Consider the following 21,897-nt stretch of genomic DNA (forward strand, 5'->3'; position numbering starts at 1 on the left):
GACGGCCGAGAGACGCACATGATGAGAGCCGATGCGAAGCGGTTCAAACTTGAAGCGTCTCTCGGCAGGAGCTGCAAAAACTCATAAACTCTCAGTCCTGCTGCAGGTTGCGGTTGATAAAGCCGTGGCCCCACGCCGGCAGCAAAGGCAACAGGCCGGGTATCAGGTCTGACCGGGTTCCAAGCTTGTTCCGGAAGATCTCGTCTGCCTCCCGGGTTCTTCCCTGTCCATCGAGCGCCAGTGCCAATGACAAATGAATCCATGGGTCGTCGACGCTGAGATAACGGGTTTTCACTCCGGCGGCGGCCAAAGCCTGCCGGCAAAGGCTTTCCGCCTTCTGACAATCCCCTTGAGCCTGATGGCACAAGGCGATATCGGCGGTCCAGCCCTCCAGCATGGGAAGTTTTGCCTGCGCCGCGGCAATCATGGACAAGGCTTCGGCCGGCCGCCCTTGTCCCAAGAGGATCAATCCCTGAAGGCGGGTGGTATGGGCGGCAAAGGAGTTGGCCGGAGTGGTCACTGCCTCCAGCGCCCCGGCGATGTCGCCTTTCCCGAGACGGGCGTAGGCAATGCCGCTCAACATGAAATCCTGCATGACGGCATCGGTTGTCGATGGCAGTGCCGCCTGCAGTTCGGCACCCGCATCATCCCAGCATCCAAGTTGCAGATAGGCCTGGGCGGTAAAGAGCGCGGATGTCGGCGACCATGCCGGTCCGTTGTAAGTCTCGGCGGCAGCCTTCAGCAATTCTTTAGGCCGGTATTGGAAGAGCAGCACCGACAGGTGGGTCGACAGCAATGCGTCGTTCCGAGGCGCCAGCTTCCGTGCACAGTCCAGCATTGCCAGGCCGGTGGACAAGGTGTCATCCCGCCAGGTGATGCGGCCATGCCATTCCGTTTCCCAAAGCCGGCGTCGGGCTACTTCAGTGTAGTCGGCCACCAGATTCTCGGGGGCCTCGCCCAGACGCTCACGGGCTGCGGCGAATGCCGTCAAACCCTTTTCAAGGTCGCCGACATACAGCAGAGACAGTGCACCATATGCCGCCGCCACCGAATCGTTCACCGCCAAGTCGACCAGGCGACTGGCGGTCTTGGCCAGTCTCGGCCACTCGTTGTCTTTTCCCCGCTGGAGAATTTCCGCTTTGCAAAGCTCGAGCAGAGTATCGACATCATAGCCGGGACAGGCAGCCAGGGCGGCCTGATGGGTTTCCTCGGCTTCCCGATCCCGACCATTTTCACGCAGGAAATCGACCAGGTTGAAATAAGCCTCTTTCAGATCCGGCATTTCGGCAATCGCACGGCGATAGGCGGCGATGGCCTCCTCCGGGGTTCCCGCGGTCCGCAGGGCATCCGCCATGCCCAGGTGGTAACGAGCGAAGGTGTCTTGCCGGACACGCCGTCGCCAGACATCGTAATCGATGACCGCGGGTGCTGGCGCTTCAACTGCTTGGCTCATGACCGGGACCATTGGGTGAGAAGAGGGTAGCGTACCTATAGGGCTTATGCCTCAGGCGATGGTATAGCGGAAAGGTGAAATGCGGGTATCCAGCGGCAGGCTCCCGCATTCTGCCAGGGCCTGGGCGATGAGGTCCTTGGCCGATGCATCGAGGGGAACCTTGGCGACCTGATCCAACCGGGCGATCAGATCATCGGCGGGATAATCGGCGATCCGGCTTGCGGCGTCGCGAACAGGCGTGAAGCCGCCGCCCTTTGACGCATGGTCGCCGGTTTTGGGATAGCCGGCGACCACCCGCCGAAACAGCCGGGAGAGGCCATCGCCGTTAATCGAGAGCAAAGCCACCTCCGGGTCGCACCGTTGCAGCAATATCCATGTTATCGCTCTTCAGCAGCAGATATGAACCGATCTCCAAAGCGTCGATGCCCGAGGCAAGGAAGCATCGCAAGGCCTCGCCCGGGGTGCACACGATCGGTTCCCCGCGCACATTGAAGGATGTGTTGACCAGGACAGGGCAACCGGTTCGCGTGCGGAACGTGTCGAGCAGCTTCCAGAAGCCGGGGTTCACCGCCTGCTCCACCGCCTGGACGCGGGCGCTGAAATCGATGTGGGTGATCGCGGGCAAGGGCGAGCGGACCGCCTGGACACGGCGGATGATGTCGTCGTCCCATTCCCCCGCCGTCTCCTCGTTGCGCCGGAGTTCGGGGCGCAGGAACGAGACGAACAGCATATAGGGATCGTCCACCGGAGGATCGAACCAGTCGGACACGAACTCTGCCATGACCGCCGGTGCGAACGGCCGCCAGGACTCACGGAACTTCACCGCCATGTTGATCCGGGACTGGATATCCGGGCGGCGGGGATCGCCGAGAATCGAACGGTTGCCCAACGCCCGCGGTCCGAATTCCATGCGTCCTTGGAAACGGGCGACAATGGCGCCTTCGGCCAGAAGGTCGGCAACCCGCCGGCACCGGGCGTCCGTGTCCAGGGGGCCGCTGGCGACGAGCTTGAAGGCGTGCAGGGCTTGCGTGATCGCGTCGTCGTCGAAGGCCGGACCCAGGAGGCTGTTGCCTTGGCTGGAGCCTGCCGCCGTCCGGCGGGACGGCGACGACCGCGGCGCTGCCGCCGCGCTGCCGCGTTCCCGCCCCGCCCCCATGTCCATCGCGCCCGCCAAAGCGGCGCCCAGGGCTCCCCCCGCATCGCCGGCGGCCGGCTGCACCCAGATGCCGTCGAACAGGCCGGAGCGGAGCAGGCGGCCGTTGGCGACGCAATTGAGCGCCACACCGCCCGCCATCGTCAGATGACGCGCGCCCGTCGCCCGCTTCGCGGCGGCAGCCAATCCGAGCATGGCGTCTTCCGTGACGGCCTGGATGCTGGCAGCGATATCGGCATAGAAGGCGTCGATCCGGGTTTCCTCTTCACGTGCCGGACGTCCGAGCAGCGCGGTCAAGGCCGGACTGTACATCCGGTCGCCTATGTGGAAGGAGACATACTCCGGATTGACGTGAAACGATCCGTCGGGATGCAGGGAGATGACATGGTCGCGGATCAGCCCGGCATATCGTGGCGTGCCGAACGGAGCCAGTCCCATCAGCTTGTATTCGCCCGAATTGATCTTGAACCCGCAATACTGGGTAAAGACGCTGTAGATCATTCCAAGTGAATGAGGATAGGACACTTCGTCGATCAGGCTGATCGACGCTCCCCGACCGACGCCGATAGTGGTCGTCGCCCATTCCCCCACCCCATCCACGACCAGGATCGCCGCCTCCTCGAAGGGGGACGGATAGAATGCCGACGCGGCGTGGGACAGATGATGCGGAATCATCCGCAGGGGGACGTCGGCGCCGACGGCCTGGGCGACCAGTCCCGGCAGTTGTTTCCATTTCGGAGCGAAGCTGCGCCACGATGCGGCGAAGTCGGCCATGCCACCAGGATAGGTGTCGGCATAGCATGACAGCAGCCGGTCTGCCTTGAGAGCCGGATCCTCGTAGAAAACGACCATGTCCGGCCGTCGGCCGTCGGGCGCCTGGGTCAGGCAATAGGCCAAGGCATCTGCCGGAAAGCCGGCATCGTGCTTGTGGCGGGAAAACCGCTCCTCTTCGGCGGCAGCCAGGATCGCATCGCCGTGGACCAGTGCGGCAGCGGCGTCATGAAAGAAACAGGAAATGCCGGCAACCAAAGGCGTCATCGCTTCACCACCATTCCCTGCCCGGTCGGCAGTTCAAGAACCTGATAGCCCAAGCTGGTGAAGAATGCATCTTCGGCTTCTTTCTGCCGATGATAGAGCTTCCAGCCATAGTCGTCGAGAATGACGATGCCGCCTGGTACGACCTTTGGAAAGAGCTTCTCCAAACACATGACTTCGGCCGTTGGACTATTGAGGTCGATGTGCAGGAACGCGATCTTCTCCGGGACTTCGCCTTGATCGAGCGCTTCGGGCAGGTATCCTTTACGAACCACCACATTGTTCATGTCGGCGAAACGTGCCGCCACCTGCTCGTAAAGGCCGTCGATGCGGTATTCCGCGTTGGCGAAATCAAGATGCCAAGGCGCTTCGGGATAGTCGTCGGCATTGGACAGGGTCGGATGCAAGCCTGCGAATGAGTCGTAGAGGAAGAAGCGGCGACCGCTGGGGGAAATGTCGCAAATGCGGGCGACACACCACGCAAAATCCCCCTTGAAGACGCCGCATTCGACCAGATCGCCTTCCGGCAATCGAAGGGCGGCGCGTGCCGCCCAGACCAGGGTGTTGATCCGCCACGCGACGCCATGGGGAGCGGAAAACTGGTCGTATCGATGGGACCCGCTGATCGCCGCCAACGCCTCGGCGAAGCGGGGCTCTTCGAGGAAGCCTGCCGATTTGTCGATCGTCAGCAGACGATCTCCCCAGAACACGCTTTGGTGATCACGGGGAAGCAAGCGCGTGATGACGAAGCTGACGAAGGACGCCAGATGCTTTTCGTCCTGCAGACAGGTCAGCAGCGTTTGGGCCAAGCGGTGCCCGCCGGGCTCTACGAACGACTCCTCGAGCAAGGCGCGCAGTTCGGGGAGGAGCGTCGCCGCATCGCCATCGGCCACCGCCTCGGCCTTGAGCCTCCCCGCGTCCGACGACGGTTCAGGAAGAGGCAGGTCGATGCGCACGATGGGATCGCGCAGGCATGGGTGGTGCAGCAGCGCCGCAAACTCCCGGTGGCTCGGATGCTCGGGCAGATGAACGGCCTTGGCGGCGAATTCCTCCGGCGTCAGGGCCAGCGGTTCGAGCTTTTCGAAGCTGACGTAATCGACGGCATGGTTCCGGCACCAGTCGACGAACGCCGGAATCTCACGGAAGTTGCCGGCCTGATAGGTGAAGGAGGTCGCGAAATAAGGGATGACGCCGCTGCGCCGCAATCCGGCCAGAAACTCCATATTCTGGCACAGGATCTTGTAATCACCGCCGCGGCGCAGTCTTTCGAATGTCTCCTTCTGTGCGGCATCGATCGAAATCCGCACGAAGCCGATCATGTCATGGATGTTCGGGAATTTTGCCCATTCTGCCGGGCTGAACAGAATCCCATTGGAGATGATGTCGACCAGAAGCTTCGGATAGTCCCGGCGATTGATCTGCTCGAGAATCCGACGGGACGCCTTGCTGGCGAACACTTCGCCGGCCGTGTTGAGGTAAAGCCGCTCCGCGTTCGGCAAGATCGGCAGGACCGCGTTTTCCAAGGCGGCAACCTTGGCGTCGCGTTCCATCCCCTTTTCAACGATCATTCCGCGGCGGCAGGACGGGCAGGACAGGTTGCACGTCTGGTCCATCGCCAACACCACGGTGTGCGGTGCCTCGACGTGAAGGTCCTGTGTGGCCGCCGCCTGCTGTGCCCAGGGGTCGGGGGATTGATGCTTGATGTCCAGTGCCTCCGTCATGGCGATGGGGCAGTGGGATAGATTGCAATATTTGAATGATCCATCCAGCATCGAGCGCCGCATGTCGTGGGCGGTCGGCGAGTTGAGGATGGCGTCGGTCTTGTCCAGATAGATGTTCCCGATGCGGGTCGGCAGCCAATGGTGGCAGCACACCAGGACATCGCCGTTGGGCTGCACGTCGAACCGCTTGAACGGCTGGGCGCAGATGCGTTTCGCCAGATAACCCGGATCGTCGCCGGCCAGATGAGCCAAGGCCGGGGGAACCGCCTCACCCCGCTCCAGGAACTCCAGAGCGACACCGGCATTCTCCCGCAAATGCGCCCAGCGGGGATCGGGCGGCAGTCCGGTCTCCAACGCCTGGAGCCGCCGGCGGGCGGCATCCAGGCGCCCGGCATGGGCATCGAACCGGGCCAATGCCAGGGTGGCGGCCTCGCTGAACAGGCCGGTGGAGGTGGACGCGGGAGCGGCCCCTGCGGCTGTCCGCTCCAGCCCGGCATAGCGGGCCTCGGGCGTGAGGGAAATTCCCATCCGCAAGGTCGCCCCGTCCGCACCGGTTCGGTCCAACCCGATCTCGGCCCTGTCGGCACGGAGCCAGCGGTACAGGGCCGAGATGGTGAAGAACAGATCGCCACCCAGCAGGTGGCGCAGTGCCGCATGCAATGCCGCCGCGCCGTCTTCCGGAATGCCGGCATCCGGCTCGGCGGCAATCGGTGTCCGGCCAAGCCACCCTTCCAGTGCCCCGGCGTCCGGCAGCACGCTGCCCCGTCCATCCGCATCTTCGACGCGCAACGGCAGCACTCCGGCCAGATGCCTGTCGGGTGTCGGGACGGGGGCCAACTCTTCGGCGTCGGTGGCCATGTAATAGCCGTTGAACAGCTTGGCCTTGGTGAATTTTTCCAGTCTTGCCGAAATCTCCGGCCAATATTGGCTGGCGATGACGATCACGAGGTCGGGATTGTCCGCAGGCAGCAGGCTTTCGGGCTGCATGACCGGAAGCCCGTCATATTCGCCCTCTCGGTTGCTGTCGAGGAAACCGGCGATCCGGCGGCAGTAACGCATTTCCAGGATGGTACGCAGGCGACTTCCGGCCATGCCCGCCCCGTAAACGAAGATCCGGGCGGCGGCCGGCAGCGTGGCGGCGTCATGGCGGCCAAACGGCGGTATGATTGTCTCTGCGGTCATCGTCTGCGCGCCATGATCTAGAGAGCGGGGGATGGGAGGGATGCGCCATCGCATCGGCCTTGCGACCGGGCGCGCTCGACGTGGATGGTCAGGCTGCCGAAGGTCGCCACGCCATTCGCCAGAATCGGGTGCCGCAGCTCGTCGAGAAACTCCTCGTAACGTGGATGGTCGGTCTCGAAAACCGCACGGCGCCTGTAATCTTCGGAAGAATAGGTTCCCTCATTGCGCAGTTGGTTGAAGCCGACGGTATCGATCCCCAGGCGTGTCGCCAGTTCGACCACGACACTCATGTCGCGGAAGTTGCATTCCTGAACCGCGTAATTGATGCCGACGCCGCCGATTTTCCCGCTGCGGCGAAGTTCAGATAGGAATTCCAGGTTCTCCAGAGCCTTGTACCATTTTGCCCCCCGGGTCTGTTCGTAGACGTCTGGCGATGCCCCATCCAGGGAGACACCGACATAGCCGTTGATCAGAAAAGGATGGATATTGGGCAATTCATTCCAGTAGTGCCGGAAGAGCAATCCGTTGGTGACCAGATGCAGCGTCACCCCCTTGTGCTTGTCCGGATCAAGGCGCCGCAAAATCTCCAGGTAATGTTCGCTGGAAAAGGGGTCGCCATTTCCAGACAAAAGAATCGTGCAGGAATTGGTCCCGGCATGGTCCAAGATAGGATCCACCAGGGTCGTCAGCAGCCTTTCAAGCTGTGCAGCCTTTTCCGGCTTGATCTTGTACATTTCCGTCCGGCACTGCGGACAGGCCAGATTGCATGTGGCATCGTGGCAGAAATAGAATTTGCGGGGCATCGCATCGGCGAAATCCCCGGTATCGATGATGCGGCGGTGCCGGGGATCGGTCACCTCGTCCCGGCGCGGCAGAGAACCACTCAGGATGTGGGGGCACTGAGTCCGGCTGCAATATTTGAACGATCCGTCCAGCACCGATTCCCGCAAGGTGCGCGCCACGTTCGACGACCAGATGTCGTCCCATGACGCTTCGTGGATCTTGCCGATAGGGACCGGCAGAAAACTTGGGCAGCAGGTCCAGGCATACCCCTCGCTGTCCGTCATCATCTCGTCGAAGGGAATCGGGCAGAAGCGGTCACTGAGATCGCCGGTGAAGGCGCTGTCGACCTCAGGACCGGAGATGTCGGAACGGGAGGCCGCCAGTATGGCAACCAGGATCTGCTGCGGCAGCAGCAAAATGGAGTGCTCCGCCAGCACGAGTTTGACGGCGGCAAGCGCCGGTTCGACGTGCCCTGCGTCGAACAGCAATTCGGCCAGAACCAAGCGCGCGCCCCGCGATTGCGGGACGCTGTCGAGATAAGCGTCGATTAGCCTTGCGGCTTCATCCAGACCGAGGCCACAAGACTGGATTCGTTCGATCAGCAGGCGCAGCACGAAGTAGCGCACGCGCAGGGTACCGTCCGACGATTGTAGATCGATGCTGTTTTCACGCAGCCATGCGGTTCCCGCCGGGGTGAAGGTTTCGAACAGGCCCGCGAGTTGGGCGACGGCTCGGTCCGGCCGTTCGTTGCGCCAGTTGGTGACGATCGTTGCCGCGTTCCGGTCGATGATCGCCTGACCGACACCGAGAATGGCTTCGGCAAAGCCGGCCGCTATGGGAACACGCGAGTGGCGACTCCAGTTCTGCGCCCAATCTTTCCAGGAAATGCTTGGAATCGTTGCTTGGTCGGCCTCCTGTTTCGAAGGAAGCGCAAAGCGCCGCGTCGATATCCAGGGGCCGTAGGCGTCGGTCATGAATGCCAGCGTTTCGGGAAAGGTCACCGCGAAATCGGTGCCGCGTGAAGCGTCCATATCATTGGTAAACTGCATGAACCGGGCGAGATACCGGTACCGGGTGGATGCGTCGAAGTCGGTTGCATCCAACTCCTCGAAGGCCAGATCGATCTCATGGGCGAGATTGACCAGCCGGGGGGGCAGAACGCCGTCGATGGCCCGGGCTCCGAAAAAGGCGTCGAAACGGCGCTTCGCTTCCTTCCGGGCCTGCGGCGGCAGCAAACGGCAATCGACATAGTCGACGGATCGCACCAGTGCCGCCACTACGGGAAGACCGCGATCCTCAGCCCACGCGAACAGCTCAGTCATCCTGAGCATATTGTAGACGTTTAGAACAGGGAAGATAATGACTTCTTGTATATTTTGAAGATTCAGAAATTTCTCTATGTTCTTTTCAATTGTCCTCCATTTTCCCGGAAACCGCACGTATTCGTAACAGTCGCCGTAGCCATCAAGGCTGATTTTCAGCGTGACCCGGCGGAATTGGGCCAGCATGCCATGCAGATGCGGCGATACGTTGGTCAGATTGGTGACCAGCGATATGTCGATGTCCCGTGCCTTGCCGGTTGCGCACAGATGCTCGATCCAGGCGATCAGGACCTTGTTGACGGTCGGTTCACCGCCGGCCAGCTGTATTTCCTGCGCATTCGCGCCGAACTCAATGATTTCGGCCAGGAGGTCGTCCGAGGCGTACCACTCCACCGCAGTGCTGAACCGGTGGGGCAGGCGGACGAAGGGCATGTCCGACCATTGGGAATGCACAGGGTCGCGCTCTATCTGCGAGCTGTAAATGCTTCGACAGTTCACGCATTTCAGATTGCAGATGTTGCCGATCCGCAGATCGAAATAGCGTGGGGGGCCGGCATCTTCGCTCAGGGCTGCGGGGTCGAGCACCCGGGCGTCCGGACGCGCCGCAGCCTCGGCCGTGTCCAGCCACAAGCTGTTCATGCCTAACCTGGCGCTGCCCCAGCCATGGCTTTCGTTCCGGTAGCACCCTTCGCAATGGGGAAGTTTTTTCCCGGCCAGCATGTCGCGTCGGATGTTGCGATAAGCCTGGGATGACCAGATTTCCTGTAGTGAATGGGTTTGAATATTGAGTGGCAGCCCTCGATCATCCAACAGGTGGTAGCCCGACTGGCAGCATAGCGTGACGGAGCCGTCGGGATTACAGTTCAAATGCACCCAGGGAAGGGCGCAGAGGGCGCCGTTATCGTTCATGATATCTCGTTCCGGCCCAGCACAGAGCCGGAAAATATCGCTGAATCATATAGAAGCGTCAATAATTGATCGCTGCTTCCCGGCTTTCCCGCGACTGCACAACCCGCGACAAGACAGCGTTCTCCGGATCGGTCGGCTTTCCGTTCGAGCATCGTTTCTGCGATGACGAAGAATAGCCGGGCATGCATTCCGTGAATGCGACCGTCCCCATCCTGTTCTTGGGAACCGTCATTTCTTGGAAATGACGGGGGAAGATGGCGGGACTACGGGAACGCCGGTCTCGTGCGTCGGCGTGGCCGCAGGTCGGCAATGGTCTGACCGCTTCCTTTCCCATGCCCGGATTTTCGACGCCGCGCCGCCGGTACCTGCGCAGTGAGTTGACGCTGTCTCGGCATTGCTGGATAATAGTTCAAATTGTCACCGGGAGCTTCGGTCCATTATCTGAACACAGCTAACTCCATGATTTTACTGGGGGAATTCCATGAGCACTCCCCGCTTTGCGCTTATCTTAGACCGGAGCTTCCTGCGTCATGACAATGAATAATGCCAATCAGGATTATCTGACACAGAGCAAGATTGGGAAAATCGTCGATATCGACGATCTCTGCGATCCTATTAGCTTGCAACATTTGGCATTCTCCTTTACCAACCGTTGCAATCTGCGCTGTATTTACTGCCCACAGGGGACTCATCCAGATGAGTTTCATGCGGACACGCCGGATCTCCAGATAAAACTGATTCTTGATTATATCGATCGTCACGATATCCGCAAAGTCAGCATCGGTTATTATGGCGAGACCATGCTGGTACCGGGGTGGGAACGCTATTGTCTGCCATTGCTCGGCAAGGGGATCGACATCGTTTTCGTTTCCAGCTTTTCCCGGGTGATGACGCCGGACGAAGTTGCGGTGGTCAGCCGCTTCGGCGAAATCGAAATCAGCATCGACAGCGTCGATGCGGACATCCTGCGCAGCGTCCGCAAGGCGGTGGATGTTCGGACCATCCTGTACAACACCCATCTCATCCGCGCCCATATCATTGCCCATGATCTGCCGATGCCGCGGCTGATATGGACTGCGGTGCTGACGGATCGGGTCGTGAACGGCCTTCCCGATCTCGTGGCCATGGCGATTTCAAGCGGGATCGTCACGGTGAACGTCAATGACCTAGCTTATTTCAAGGGCACGGGGATCGGCGACACCGGGCATGTGGCCGATATGTCCGACGCCTTGTTCCCGGCTGCGTTCCTTGCCGTGCAGAAGGCCCGCCGCATGGCCCGGCGCCATGGAGTGAACCTGACCATCACCGGCATGGACCGGCTGGAAAGGCGCGCACGCGCGGTTCTCAAGCGCGCGGAGTATGGCCGTGCCGTCGGTTCGCTGGAGCATGTCGACGACGTCGATCCGAACCGGCCGGTCTTCATCTATGGGGCCGGAGAGGCGGGAAGGCGTCTTTACCGGGTGTTGGCCGCCGCCACGATCGCAGTCGCCGGCTTCATCGACAGCGCCCGGGACGGGGAGTGGGACGGGGTTCCCATATCGTCGTTGGAGACCTATCGGCGCCAAGCCGGGCCGGACGATCAGATTCTCATCGCCTCGATGTACGAGGAGGAGATCGAGAAGGCTTTGTCGAGGGCCGGCATCGATACCGGGCTGCGTGCCCATCGGGTTGCCATGATGACGCTTGCGAACCCCCTACCCTCCGTCGTTCCGGCGGCGACGGATGCAGAGGCCGCGAAGGCCAAGACCTGGCGCCAGGGCATTCAAGGGCAATATGTCTGCGCCGACGATGCCAGTGACGACGTGCCGGCCGGCTATACGCGGCAATGTCTGTCTCCATGGACGGAAATCTATTTCGATCCCAAAGGAGAGGTTTACTCCTGCTGTTTCCGCGGCATTGCCATGGCGAAATTGTCGGGCGAAACCGGGATCGATGCAGTGCGCAACGACGCGCCCTACCGCCGTTTGCGGCACAGCCTGCTGACCGGCGAGAACCTCGATCCCGAATGCTCGCGGTGCACCGGCCATCGGATCGTGCCGGTCGCCGAGTTCCAGGATTCCGTTCGGGGGGTGCTGACCGCCGGGCAGAGCATTGAAAAGGGATTGCCATGACTTTGCAGAATGCCGGCGTCGCCGCCTATCCCCACCCGACTTGGGGATGGACGACCAGCCCCGACACGGACAGGGTCGTCCATGGCGTGACGATTTGCGGGACGGCACTGGATTACCGGGTCACCAGCGATTCCCAGGGGTTGCGGGCGACGCGCCGGGGACCGGCGGCCGATGGATCCCGCATTTTCGTTTTCGGCTGTTCCTTTTCCTACGGCTGGATGATCTCGGACGAGGACACCTATGCATGGCGTCTGCAGGCCGCGTTCCCCCAGACTCAGGTGACCAATTTCGCCCAGCCCGGATTCGGGACAACCCACGCCGTCGTGCAGTTGATGGAGCAGATCGAACAGGGGAATATCCCCGACGCCTGCATCTTCGCCTATCTGCCCACCATGGAGCAGCCGTTCGGCCATCCGGACCGCAACGTCGCCAACCCACTGAACATCATGGCGATCACCACCCAGGTGGAGTTCTCCGAATATCTGACCCGGATGTCCTATCCGCGCGCTCATCTCAAGGTCGGCGGTGGCATTTCGCTCAGCTATGTACCGATGGATGTTCGTGCGTTGCAGGGCGTCAACCCCGCGCACATTGCAGTCGATACGGCGTACACTCATCTGGTGACCCGCGGACTGGTCGATGTGATCATGGAATTGGCGAAGACCCACGGTTTCACGCCGATTTTCATCAACCTGCTGCCGGCGGATCGGGATACGCTGCCGTCCTATCTGCGCGATGCGCATGGCGTGAAAATGATCAATGGAGTCTTGCCGCTGCAGGATGCCGATCCCCATTACCGAGTATCGAGGCTGGACATCCATCCCAACGCCGTTAGCCATGAAATCTACTTCGATCGCCTGCGCGAGCCGGTGGCGTCCGCGCTGACTGCCCGATCCGGCCGCGTTGCGACCGGCTCCGACAGACCGTTCACGGCACAGGACGTCACCGAAGCGGTGTGATGACATCGCCTCTTCCTGGTGGCCGTATCCGGGATAGAGGGTGGATACGGGCATCGGCATCGGCGCTGGTGGCCCGCGGGGGTGGTGTAGCGGAGTGACGCTCCTCTCCCCCGGAACGGACGACCGACCGGATTGCGTCGTCCCCCGGCTGGAAGAGCGCAAACCTGCCTTGCGCCCCCTTCCATGTGTCGACACCGGCCGAGAGAAGAAGCGTGGTCGATTCCGCACGCTTGGCAAGAATCCCGATATGCGTCCTTAGTCAAAATTAACTTTTTATTTCCAGCTGAAGAGGTAGCCATTCATATGAGCGCGACCTCTAATGACCGAACGGATTGGAGCTATGAATCAGTTGGATGTGGTGACGGGCGGCGCTGGATTCATTGGCAGCCATCTGGTCGATGCCTTGATCGAGGCGGGTCGTGAGGTCGTGGTCGTCGACAACCTGTCGGTCGGGCGGCTGAGCAACCTGGAGCGCCACAAGGCCAATCCGAAGATTCGTTTCGTCCAGGGCGACGTGGCCGACCGCGCTCTGATGCGGGATGTTCTGGCGGGTGCCGACCGGGTGTTCCATCTGGCGGCTCTGGCTGACATCGTCCCGTCGGTGCAGAATCCCGAACGCTACTTCGACGCCAACGTGAACGGCTGTTACGCCGTTGCCGAAGCCGCGCGGATCAACGGTATCCGCCGGGTGCTCTATGCTGCTTCCTCGTCCTGCTACGGGGTGCCGGACCGCTATCCAACCCCTGAGAGCTCGGCCATCGACCCGCGCTATCCTTATGCTCTGACAAAAAATCTCGGAGAACAAATTCTTCTGCACTGGTCGCAAGTCTACGGCCTGCCTGTGGTTGCGTTGCGGTTGTTCAACGTCTACGGCCCGCGCGCGCGCACTAGTGGTTCTTACGGCGCGGTGTTCGGCGTCTTCCTTGCGCAAATGCTGGCCGGAAGGCCTCTGACGGTGGTTGGCAACGGCGAGCAGTCGCGCGACTTCACCTATGTCACCGACGTGGTGGCGGCCTTCCTGGCGGCCGCCGAGTCGGACCGTTCCGGTGAGGTTTACAATGTCGGCACCGGCAGTCCCGTCACCGTGAATCGCCTGGTGGAACTGATCGGCGCCTCGCAGGTCGAGCACATTCCCAAGCGCCCCGGGGAGCCCGACTGCACCTGCGCCGACGTCACCAGGATCCGGCAGGATTTGGATTGGCAGGCCAAGGTACCGATCGAGAGCGGCGTCGCCAATCTTTTGGAAAATCTGGACTATTGGCGTGACGCTCCGGTATGGACAAGCGACCAGATCGCCGAGGCGACGTCCGATTGGTTCAAATACATAAAGGCGTGATCCGATGACCGAGGCCCAGGAAGCGAACATGGAAAACGTCGACCTGGAGAAGGCTTTGGCAACGCGTCGGACATCCCGCGGCAAGATCCGGTCGGTCGCCGAGGTCGCCCGCGTCGCCGAGGCCGGCCGCCTGGACGGGCGCAGGGTCGTTCTCGCGCACGGAGTGTTCGATCTTCTGCATCTGGGCCATGTCCGCCATCTGGAGGAAGCCAGGAACCACGGCGACATCCTGATCGTCACCGTCACCGCCGACCGTTTCGTCAACAAGGGCCCGGGGCGTCCGGTCTTCTCCGAACATCTGCGCGCGCAGATGCTGGCGGCACTTGAACAGGTCGATTACGTCGCCGTCAGCGAAGAGCCGACGGCGATCGCCGTTCTCGAGGCGATCCGTCCCTCCATCTACGTCAAGGGATCGGATTACGCCAAAGCCGACGACGACGTGACCGGCGGCATCATCGCCGAACGCCGTGCGGTCGAACGCCATGGCGGGCAACTGGTCTTTACCGACGACATCACCTTCAGTTCATCGCAGCTGATCAACCGCTATCTCGGCGTCTATGATTCGGAGCTGCACGCCTATCTGGAGGACGCCCGGGAACGGAATATCCTGCCCCGCCTGCTGCAGCTTCTGGAAAAGATCAACGGCTACCGCGTTCTTCTGGTGGGCGACGCCATCATCGACGAATACCGCTATGTCGCGCCGATGGCCAAGGCGCCCAAGGAAAACATCATCGCCACGCTGTATCGTGACCATGAGGTCTTCGCCGGCGGCATCGTCGCCGCGGCGAACCATCTGGCCGCCTTCTGCGCCAAGGTCGATTTCATCACCTGTCTTGGCGAGCGCGACAGCGAGGAGGCGCTGATCCGCGCCAGCCTGAAGCCGAATGTCGCCATGCACGGCCTGACCCGTCGCGGAAAGCCGACCACCCGCAAGACCCGTTTCGTCGATCCCGGCTATATGCGCAAGCTGTTCGAGGTCTACGACATGGATGATGCGCCGCTCGACGCTGGCGAGGAAGGCGAGCTGGTGGCTCTGCTCGACCGGGTGGCCGGGGACTATGACCTGGTGATCGTCACCGACTTCGGCCACGGGATGATCACGGACGCGGTGGTGGAGACTCTGTGCGCCAGGGCCCGCTTCCTGGCGGTCAATACCCAGACCAACAGCGCCAATCTCGGCTACAACCTGATCACCCGCTACCCGCGGGCCGACTATGTGTGCATCGACGCGCCGGAGGCGCGGCTGGCCGTCGCCGACAAATTCAGCGACATCGCCATCATCGCCAGCCGGACCCTGCCCGACCGGGTCCAATGCCCGCGGCTGATCATCACCCATGGAAAGCACGGTTGCATTTCCTATGACGCGGCCATCGGCACCCATCGAATCCCCGCCTTCACCAACACCGTCGTCGACACGGTGGGGGCGGGCGACGCCTTTCTGGCCGTGACCTCGCCGCTGGCCGCCGCCGGGGGCGACATGGACCTGATCGGCTTCATCGGCAATGCCGTCGGCGCCATGAAGGTGGGAATTGTCGGTCATCGCAGCTCGATCGAGAAGGTGCCGCTGGTCAAATTCATCACCGCGATGCTGAAGTGAGCGACACCACGATGCACGACCGGATCGACCATTATCATTCCACCTTGCGCAATCTCGCCGCGGCGGTCGAGGCCACCGACCGTTCAGGGGATGTCGTTTCCGTTGCCACCGTGCTGGGCCGGTTCATCGCCTCTGCGCGCGCCGCCCACGACGACGGCGCCAAGCTGATGTTCGTCGGCAACGGCGGCAGCGCCGGAATCGCCAGCCACATGGCCATCGACTATTCGAAGAACGGGGGCATGCGCTCACTCGCCTTCAACGACGGCGCGGCTCTGACCTGCCTGGGAAATGATCTCGGCTATGAGAACGTCTTCGCCCGGCAGATCGAGATGCACGGACGTCCCGGCGACGTGCTGATCGCCATTTCCAGCAGCGGCCGTTCACCCAACATCCTGAGCGCCGTGGAGGCTGCCCGGCGGATCGGTGCCGCCTTCATTCTGACGCTGAGCGGCTTTACCCCCGACAACCCGCTGCGGGCGACGGGCGACGGCAACCTGTATGCGCCGAGCGATCAATACGGGTTCGTCGAAATCCTCCATCTGACCCTGTGCCACGCCGCTCTCGACCTGTCGATGGGCTGGGGCGTTCCGGCACTCGAGGCGGCCGAGCCGGCCATTCAACGAACGGAGCCTTGAACCATGCGCACTTGGCACATTCTCGTCACCGGCGGCGCCGGTTACGTCGGAAGCAAGCTCGTGCCGGCGCTGCTGGACGCCGGACATTCCGTCACCGTCCTGGATCTCTACCTTTATGGCGAGCCGTTCGCCGGGCTGACCGACCGTTCGCGTCTGACCGAGATCAAAGGCGACCTGCGCAACCCGGCCACCGTCGAGACGGCGCTCAAGGGCTGCGATGCGGTCATCCATCTGGCCTGCATTTCCAACGACCCCAGCTTCGACCTCAACCCCGACCTCGGACGGTCGATCAACTACGATGCCTTCCGGCCACTGGTGCAGGCCGCCAAGCGCGCCGGGGTCAAGCGGTTCATCTACGCCTCCTCCTCCAGTGTCTACGGGATCAAGGAGGAAGAGAACGTCACGGAGGATCTGCCGCTCCTGCCGCTGACCGACTATTCCAAGTACAAGGCCATGTGCGAGGAGGTTCTTGCCGAAGAGCGGGAGCCGGGATTCGTCACGCTGACGGTTCGCCCCGCGACGGTGTGCGGCTATGCCCCGCGCCTGCGCCTGGACCTGTCGGTCAACATCCTGACCAACCACGCCCTGAACGCCGGAACGATCAAGGTCTTCGGCGGCAGCCAGAAGCGGCCGAACATCCACATCAACGACATGGTGGCCTTCTATCTGGAAGCGCTTCAGCATGACGACGCCTTGATCGACGGCAAGATCTACAATGCCGGGTATGAAAACCATTCGATCATGGAAATTGCGGAGATCGTCCGCTCGGTGGTCGGCGCCGGCACCAAAATCGAGGTGACGCCGACCGACGATCTGCGCTCCTACCACATCTCGTCCGAGAAGGCGGCGCGCGAGTTGGGGTTCCGCGCCAAGCACACCATCGCCGACGCCGCCGAAAGCCTGAAGGCCGCCTTCGCCGCCGGGCTGATCCCCGACCCGATGACAGATCCGCGCTATTACAACATCAAATTGATGCAGCAGGTCGACCTGCGATGACGCCTTCCGCCCCGCGCATCGGCATCGACTTCGACAACACCCTAATCCGTTACGATCGGGTCTTCCTTGAGGTCGGGCGCGAATGCGGGCTGCTTCCCGCCGATTTCCAAGGCGGCAAGCCCGAAATTCGCGCCCATGTTCGAAGCCTGCCCGGCGGGGCGGACCTATGGACCGCTTTGCAGGGCAGGGTGTATGGGCCGGGCGTGGAGCGGGCCGAGCCGGCTGAAGGGGCGCTCGCCTTCCTGGCCGCCTGCCGCCGTTCCGGCATGCCGACCGCCATCATCAGCCACAAGACCGAATTCGCGGTGGCCGATCCCGGCGGCGTCAACCTGCGCGCCGCGGCGCGCGCCTGGATCGACAGGCATGGGCTGACCGATCCGCTGCGCGGCGGCGTCGACCCCGACGCCGTCTTCTTCGAAGACACCCGTGCCGCCAAGATCGGGCGGATCGTGACGACCGGCAGCACCCATTTCATCGACGACCTGGAAGAGGTCTTCCTGGAACCGCTGTTCCCCGCCGGGGTGGACCGCTGCCTGCTGCTGCACGATGCCGGAACGCTGCCGGTCGGACCCTACCGGGCCTTCCGATCCTGGGCGGAAATCACGAACGCCTTCTTCGCCCAGACCTGACGCGATGCCTCCCCTCCCCGCGCCCGACCCCGGCATGTTTGCGGACGACGACCTTTACGCCATCGCCGCGGGTCTGTGCGGCGGCACCGTCCTTGCGGTGGCGCCGATCCTTGGCGGCGGCAACAACCGCCTGTACCGGGTGGACACCGCGGCGGGCCGCTTTGCGCTGAAATGCTACGGCCCCCTTGAGGCACGCGGCGACCGGCTGGGCAACGAATTCGATGGGTTGCGCTTTCTCGCGGCCGGTGGCGCGGTCGCCGCGCCGGCGCCCATCGCAACCGATCGCGGCCGCCGGATGGCGCTTTACGAATGGATCGACGGCGGCCCGGCGAACCCGGCCCCTGCCGACGGCATCGCCCAGGCCCTTGCCTTCGTGGCTGCCCTCCGGCACGCGGGCGATACCCGCGCAGCGGGATGGGTGGGAACCGCCACCGAAGCCTGCCTGTCCGGAGCCGAATTGCTGCGGCAAATCGACAGCCGCCTGGCCGCGCTCAGCTTGGCGCCCGACCTCACCGGTTTCCTGTCGGAGGGGGTCGCGCCCCTGCGGACGCTGGCAGGCATGAGGATGGCCAAGCTGTATGCCGACGCCGGCCTTGATACGTCGGCGGACATCCCGATGGCCGGCCGTGTCCTTTCTCCGTCGGATTTCGGGTTTCACAATGCCGTGCGGCGTCCGGACGGCCGGCTGGTCTTCGTGGACTTCGAGTATTTCGGCTGGGACGATCCGGTCAAGCTGACCGCCGACCTTCCCTGGCATCCGGGCATGACGCTGTCCCCCGATCAGGTGTGCGCCTGGCTGGCCGGAACGGTGGCGTTGTTCGGCCAGGATCCCTCCTTCGCCGTTCGCCTGTCGGCGCAGATCCCGCTGTTCGGCCTGCGCTGGTGCCTGATCGTCCTCAACGAATTCCTGCCCGAACGCTGGCTCCGCCGCCTGGCCGCCGGCGGCAGCGATCTCGACTGGCAGCAGGCCAAGGCGACCCAGCTGGCCAAAGCGCGCGGCATTCTGGCACGCGTGTCCAAGCTTGCGGCCATAGACGATCCTCCGTCACTTTCCTCCTTCCAGTCACCCTCATGGAGCCCTTTATGGACGACCGGTCCCGCCACCTCAGACAGTTGGTGATCGACGCGCTGGAAGGCGGCGGACGGGGCCATATCGGCTCCTCCATGTCCCTTGTCGAGCTTCTCCGCGTCTTGTACGACGATGTCCTGCGGGTCGACCCCGGACGGCCGGACTGGTCCGACCGCGACCGCTGCATCCTCAGCAAGGGCCATGGCTGCCTGACGCTGTACGCCGTTCTCGCCGACAAGGGGTTCTTCCCCATCGAGGAGTTGCGCCGGCAATGCACGCCGGGGGCAATGCTCGGCGGCCATCCCGAACGCGCGCACATCCCGGGCGTCGAGGCGTCGACCGGATCGCTGGGGCATGGCCTGTCGATCGGTGTCGGTCTGGCCCTGGCGGCCCGGATGAAACGCCGGCCGAGCCGTGTCTTCGTCATAACCGGAGACGGCGAATTGGACGAGGGATCGAACTGGGAAGCGGCAATGAGCGCCGCCAAGCACCGGCTCGACAACCTGTATGTTCTGGTCGACTACAACAAGCTGCAGTCTTCCGGTCCGGTGCGCGAGGTGCTCGACCTCGAACCGCTGGCCGACAAGTGGCGGGCCTTCGGCTGGGCGGTGCGCGAGGTCGACGGGCACGACGTCGGCGCCCTCCGCACCTCCCTATCGGCCCTGCCCTTCGCTGCCGGTCAACCCGGGATCCTCATCTGCCACACGGTCAAGGGCAAGGGCCTGGACTTCGCCGAGCATAACCCATCCTGGCATCACAAAGCCAAGATCGGCCCCGCCGACGTGGCCAATATGCGCGAAGCGCTGGAGCGTGCCTAATGCGTCAGACCGCCATCAACATGGTCGATGAACTCGCCCGGCGCGACGAGCGCGTGGTGTTCATCGGTTCCGACCTTTCCCCCGGCCTGCTGAAGTCGATGCAGGCGGACATGCCCGAGCGCTTCTTCATGGAGGGGGTCAGCGAACAGCATGTGATCGGTATGGCCGCCGGTCTGGCGATGGAGGGCTATGTCCCTTATGTGAACACCATCGCCACCTTCCTGACGCGGCGCTGTTTCGACCAGATCGCCATCGACGTCTGCATGGAAAACCTGCCGGTTCGGCTTCTGGCCAACGGCGGTGGGCTGGTCTACGCCCCGCTCGGCCCAACCCATCTGGCGTTCGAGGATATGGCGCTCCTGCGCGCCCTGCCCAACATGGCGATCGTCGCCCCCTGCGACGCCGAGGAGATGCGGCGGGTGATGAACGCCTCGCTCGATTGGCCGGGACCGCTCTACATCCGGATGGCGAAGGGTGGCGATCCCGTCGTCTCGCGCCCCGATGCGGATTTCGCCATCGGCCGCGCCATCGTGATGCGGCCGGCCGGGGAAGTCGCCCTGATCTCCACCGGAGCGATGAGCGGCCGCGCCCTGGCGGCGGCCGATCGGTTGGCCGCCGCCGGCGTCGGCGCCGGGGTCTTGCACTGCCACACGGTCAAGCCGCTCGACGAGGCGGCTGTGCTGGCTGCCGTCGACGGAGCCCGGCTGGTGGTGACGGTGGAGGAACACTCCCGGATCGGCGGCCTTGGCTCGGCCGTCGCCGAACTGCTGGCCGAGCGGGACCGGCATCCGCCGCTGCTGCGGCTGGCCCTGCCGGATACCTTCCCCGAAGGCTACGGCAGCCAAGACCACCTTCTGGAAGTGGCCGGCCTGCAGCCTGCCCAGATCGCGGCGCGGGTGCTTGGCCGGCTCGGCGAGACGACGCCATGACTGCGCCGGACACAATGGACGGACGGGGACCGGCGGCTTTCGACGTCTTCGACGGTGATTTCCTGACAGCCGAGGAACGCCGGCTTTCCGACCGCTTCGTCGATGATGGATATGTCATCAACGTCGCCGAAAGCCGCGCCGCGCTGGACGCCATCCGGAGGCTGGTGGTCGAGCAGGCCTGCGCCTGGCTCGGCTGCCCGTCCCCCACCGACGAGGGCGAGTTCCTGGAAAGCATCGCGGATCGGGTGGCGTCGGAGCGGCTGAACGAGTTCCGGTTGGCGGTGATCGCCGGGGTCAATGCCACCCCCTGGCTGCGTGCCGCCTATTTCGCCGTCGCCCGCCGTGCCATCGAAACCATTGTCGGCAACGAACTGTGTATGCAACGGCGGATCAACCTATCGATCCAGATGCCAAATGACACCAGTTCGATCCTGCCGATCCATGCCGACGTCTGGTCGGGGGACAGCCCGTTCGAAGTGGTCCTCTGGATTCCCCTGGTCGACGTTCGCCGGACCAAGAGCATGTTCCTGCTGCCGCCCGGCCCCGCGGCGGCCCTGCATGACCGTTTCCACGCCATCGCGGGCAAGAGCGCCGAGGAAATCTTCCGGCTGGCCGAACCCGATCTGCTCTGGATGGAGCTCGATTACGGTCAGTACATGCTGTTCAACCAGAACCTGCCGCACGGGAACCGCAACAACGCCGAGCCGGAAACCCGCTGGTCGATGAACTGCCGCTTCAAGGGAGTCTTCACCCCTTACGCCGATAAGAAGCTGGGTGAGTTCTTCGAACCGATCACCCTGCGCGCCGCGAGCCGGATCGGCATGGACTATGAATTGCCCGGAGGTTTCGATGAGTAGGCGCGAAGGCCATCGCGGCTATGTCGCCTCCCGCCCGATCTTCGGCAGCCGGGCGCCGCAGCATGTGCAGAATCTGGTCATCCGCGACTATGCGGCGCGCGCCGGGCTCCACTACAAGCTCAGCGCGACCGAATATGCGATGCCCGGCTGCCACATGATGCTGGAGCAGGTGCTGGACGAGTTGCCGGTCCTGGAAGGGATCATCGCTTACAGCCTGTTCATGCTCCCGCGCCGTGCCGACCGCCGGCACGCCGTGTACCGCCGCGTGCTCGACGCCGAGGCAAGCCTCCATTTCGCCGTCGAAGGCCTGTCGCTGGTCCGCGAAGCCGACATCCGGCGGTTGGAGGAAATCTGGGGTGTCCAGACGATCATCCACCGCGCGTCCCATCCATAAGGCGGCACC

Annotated in this window: 17 protein-coding genes; 12 read left to right on the forward strand and 5 right to left on the reverse strand. The window is 63.1% G+C overall.

The genetic code is table 11. The features are described from left to right. Nucleotides 1–91: 91 nt before the first annotated feature. The 5 genes from TSO5_RS05220 to TSO5_RS05240 are packed head-to-tail and all read right to left on the reverse strand — an operon-like array spanning nt 92 to nt 9,558. On the reverse strand, nt 92–1,453 hold the full coding sequence (locus tag TSO5_RS05220; RefSeq protein WP_158282358.1) for a tetratricopeptide repeat protein: 1,362 nt from the start codon (nt 1,451–1,453) through the stop codon (nt 92–94). 51 nt (nt 1,454–1,504) lie between these two features. Next, nucleotides 1,505–1,792, reverse strand: coding sequence for a hypothetical protein (locus TSO5_RS05225; RefSeq protein ID WP_146203684.1), 288 nt, complete (start codon nt 1,790–1,792; stop codon nt 1,505–1,507). Then, a complete protein-coding gene (locus TSO5_RS05230) occupies nt 1,779–3,644 on the reverse strand; it encodes a carbamoyltransferase N-terminal domain-containing protein (RefSeq protein ID WP_109150585.1) in 1,866 nt (621 codons plus the stop codon). The genes TSO5_RS05225 and TSO5_RS05230 overlap by 14 nt, the downstream gene beginning before the upstream one ends. Next, a complete protein-coding gene (locus tag TSO5_RS05235) occupies nt 3,641–6,544 on the reverse strand; it encodes a TylF/MycF/NovP-related O-methyltransferase (RefSeq protein WP_158282359.1) in 2,904 nt (967 codons plus the stop codon). Before TSO5_RS05235 ends, TSO5_RS05230 begins: the two co-directional genes overlap by 4 nt. Before the next feature lie 17 nt (nt 6,545–6,561). Further along, nucleotides 6,562–9,558, reverse strand: coding sequence for a twitch domain-containing radical SAM protein (locus TSO5_RS05240; protein ID WP_109150587.1), 2,997 nt, complete (start codon nt 9,556–9,558; stop codon nt 6,562–6,564). A gap of 530 nt (nt 9,559–10,088) precedes the next feature. Here TSO5_RS05240 and TSO5_RS05245 point away from each other — a divergent pair. The 12 genes from TSO5_RS05245 to TSO5_RS05300 all read left to right on the forward strand — a co-directional run bounded on the left by TSO5_RS05245 (nt 10,089) and on the right by TSO5_RS05300 (nt 21,888). Continuing rightward, nucleotides 10,089–11,669: a radical SAM protein gene (locus tag TSO5_RS05245; RefSeq protein WP_109150588.1), complete on the forward strand. Its 1,581-nt coding sequence runs from the start codon at nt 10,089–10,091 to the stop codon at nt 11,667–11,669. Beyond that, entirely contained in the window at nt 11,666–12,628 is a 963-nt protein-coding gene (locus tag TSO5_RS05250; RefSeq protein ID WP_109150589.1) for a hypothetical protein, read from the forward strand. The genes TSO5_RS05245 and TSO5_RS05250 overlap by 4 nt, the downstream gene beginning before the upstream one ends. Before the next feature lie 340 nt (nt 12,629–12,968). Beyond that, on the forward strand, nt 12,969–13,964 hold the full coding sequence (locus TSO5_RS05255) for an SDR family oxidoreductase (protein ID WP_109150590.1): 996 nt from the start codon (nt 12,969–12,971) through the stop codon (nt 13,962–13,964). A 28-nt stretch (nt 13,965–13,992) separates the two neighbouring features. Next, nucleotides 13,993–15,561 carry a PfkB family carbohydrate kinase gene (locus TSO5_RS05260; RefSeq protein ID WP_109150655.1) on the forward strand — a complete coding sequence of 523 codons (1,569 nt, stop codon included), beginning with the start codon at nt 13,993–13,995 and terminating at the stop codon, nt 15,559–15,561. Beyond that, nucleotides 15,558–16,196 carry an SIS domain-containing protein gene (locus TSO5_RS05265; protein WP_247870599.1) on the forward strand — a complete coding sequence of 213 codons (639 nt, stop codon included), beginning with the start codon at nt 15,558–15,560 and terminating at the stop codon, nt 16,194–16,196. The genes TSO5_RS05260 and TSO5_RS05265 overlap by 4 nt, the downstream gene beginning before the upstream one ends. Before the next feature lie 3 nt (nt 16,197–16,199). Beyond that, nucleotides 16,200–17,192, forward strand: a complete 993-nt coding sequence (locus TSO5_RS05270) for an NAD-dependent epimerase/dehydratase family protein (RefSeq protein WP_109150591.1) — start codon at nt 16,200–16,202, stop codon at nt 17,190–17,192. Then, the gene (locus TSO5_RS05275; protein ID WP_109150592.1) at nt 17,189–17,821 is read left to right on the forward strand and encodes a hypothetical protein; all 633 of its coding nucleotides are present in this window, start codon (nt 17,189–17,191) and stop codon (nt 17,819–17,821) included. Before TSO5_RS05270 ends, TSO5_RS05275 begins: the two co-directional genes overlap by 4 nt. A gap of 97 nt (nt 17,822–17,918) precedes the next feature. Next, a complete protein-coding gene (locus tag TSO5_RS05280; protein WP_158282360.1) occupies nt 17,919–18,941 on the forward strand; it encodes a phosphotransferase in 1,023 nt (340 codons plus the stop codon). After that, nucleotides 18,905–19,708: a transketolase gene (locus TSO5_RS05285; RefSeq protein ID WP_109150594.1), complete on the forward strand. Its 804-nt coding sequence runs from the start codon at nt 18,905–18,907 to the stop codon at nt 19,706–19,708. The genes TSO5_RS05280 and TSO5_RS05285 overlap by 37 nt, the downstream gene beginning before the upstream one ends. Beyond that, a complete protein-coding gene (locus TSO5_RS05290) occupies nt 19,708–20,637 on the forward strand; it encodes a transketolase C-terminal domain-containing protein (RefSeq protein ID WP_109150595.1) in 930 nt (309 codons plus the stop codon). The genes TSO5_RS05285 and TSO5_RS05290 overlap by 1 nt, the downstream gene beginning before the upstream one ends. Then, nucleotides 20,634–21,494 (forward strand): sporadic carbohydrate cluster 2OG-Fe(II) oxygenase, encoded by an 861-nt coding sequence (locus tag TSO5_RS05295; protein WP_247870600.1) that lies wholly within the window; start codon nt 20,634–20,636, stop codon nt 21,492–21,494. Before TSO5_RS05290 ends, TSO5_RS05295 begins: the two co-directional genes overlap by 4 nt. Continuing rightward, nucleotides 21,487–21,888 carry an LIC12192 family sporadic carbohydrate cluster protein gene (locus TSO5_RS05300; protein ID WP_109150597.1) on the forward strand — a complete coding sequence of 134 codons (402 nt, stop codon included), beginning with the start codon at nt 21,487–21,489 and terminating at the stop codon, nt 21,886–21,888. The genes TSO5_RS05295 and TSO5_RS05300 overlap by 8 nt, the downstream gene beginning before the upstream one ends. Nucleotides 21,889–21,897: the final 9 nt, after the last annotated feature.

The sequence above is a fragment of the Azospirillum sp. TSO5 genome (assembly GCF_003116065.1).
In the GTDB taxonomy this organism is placed as follows: domain Bacteria; phylum Pseudomonadota; class Alphaproteobacteria; order Azospirillales; family Azospirillaceae; genus Azospirillum.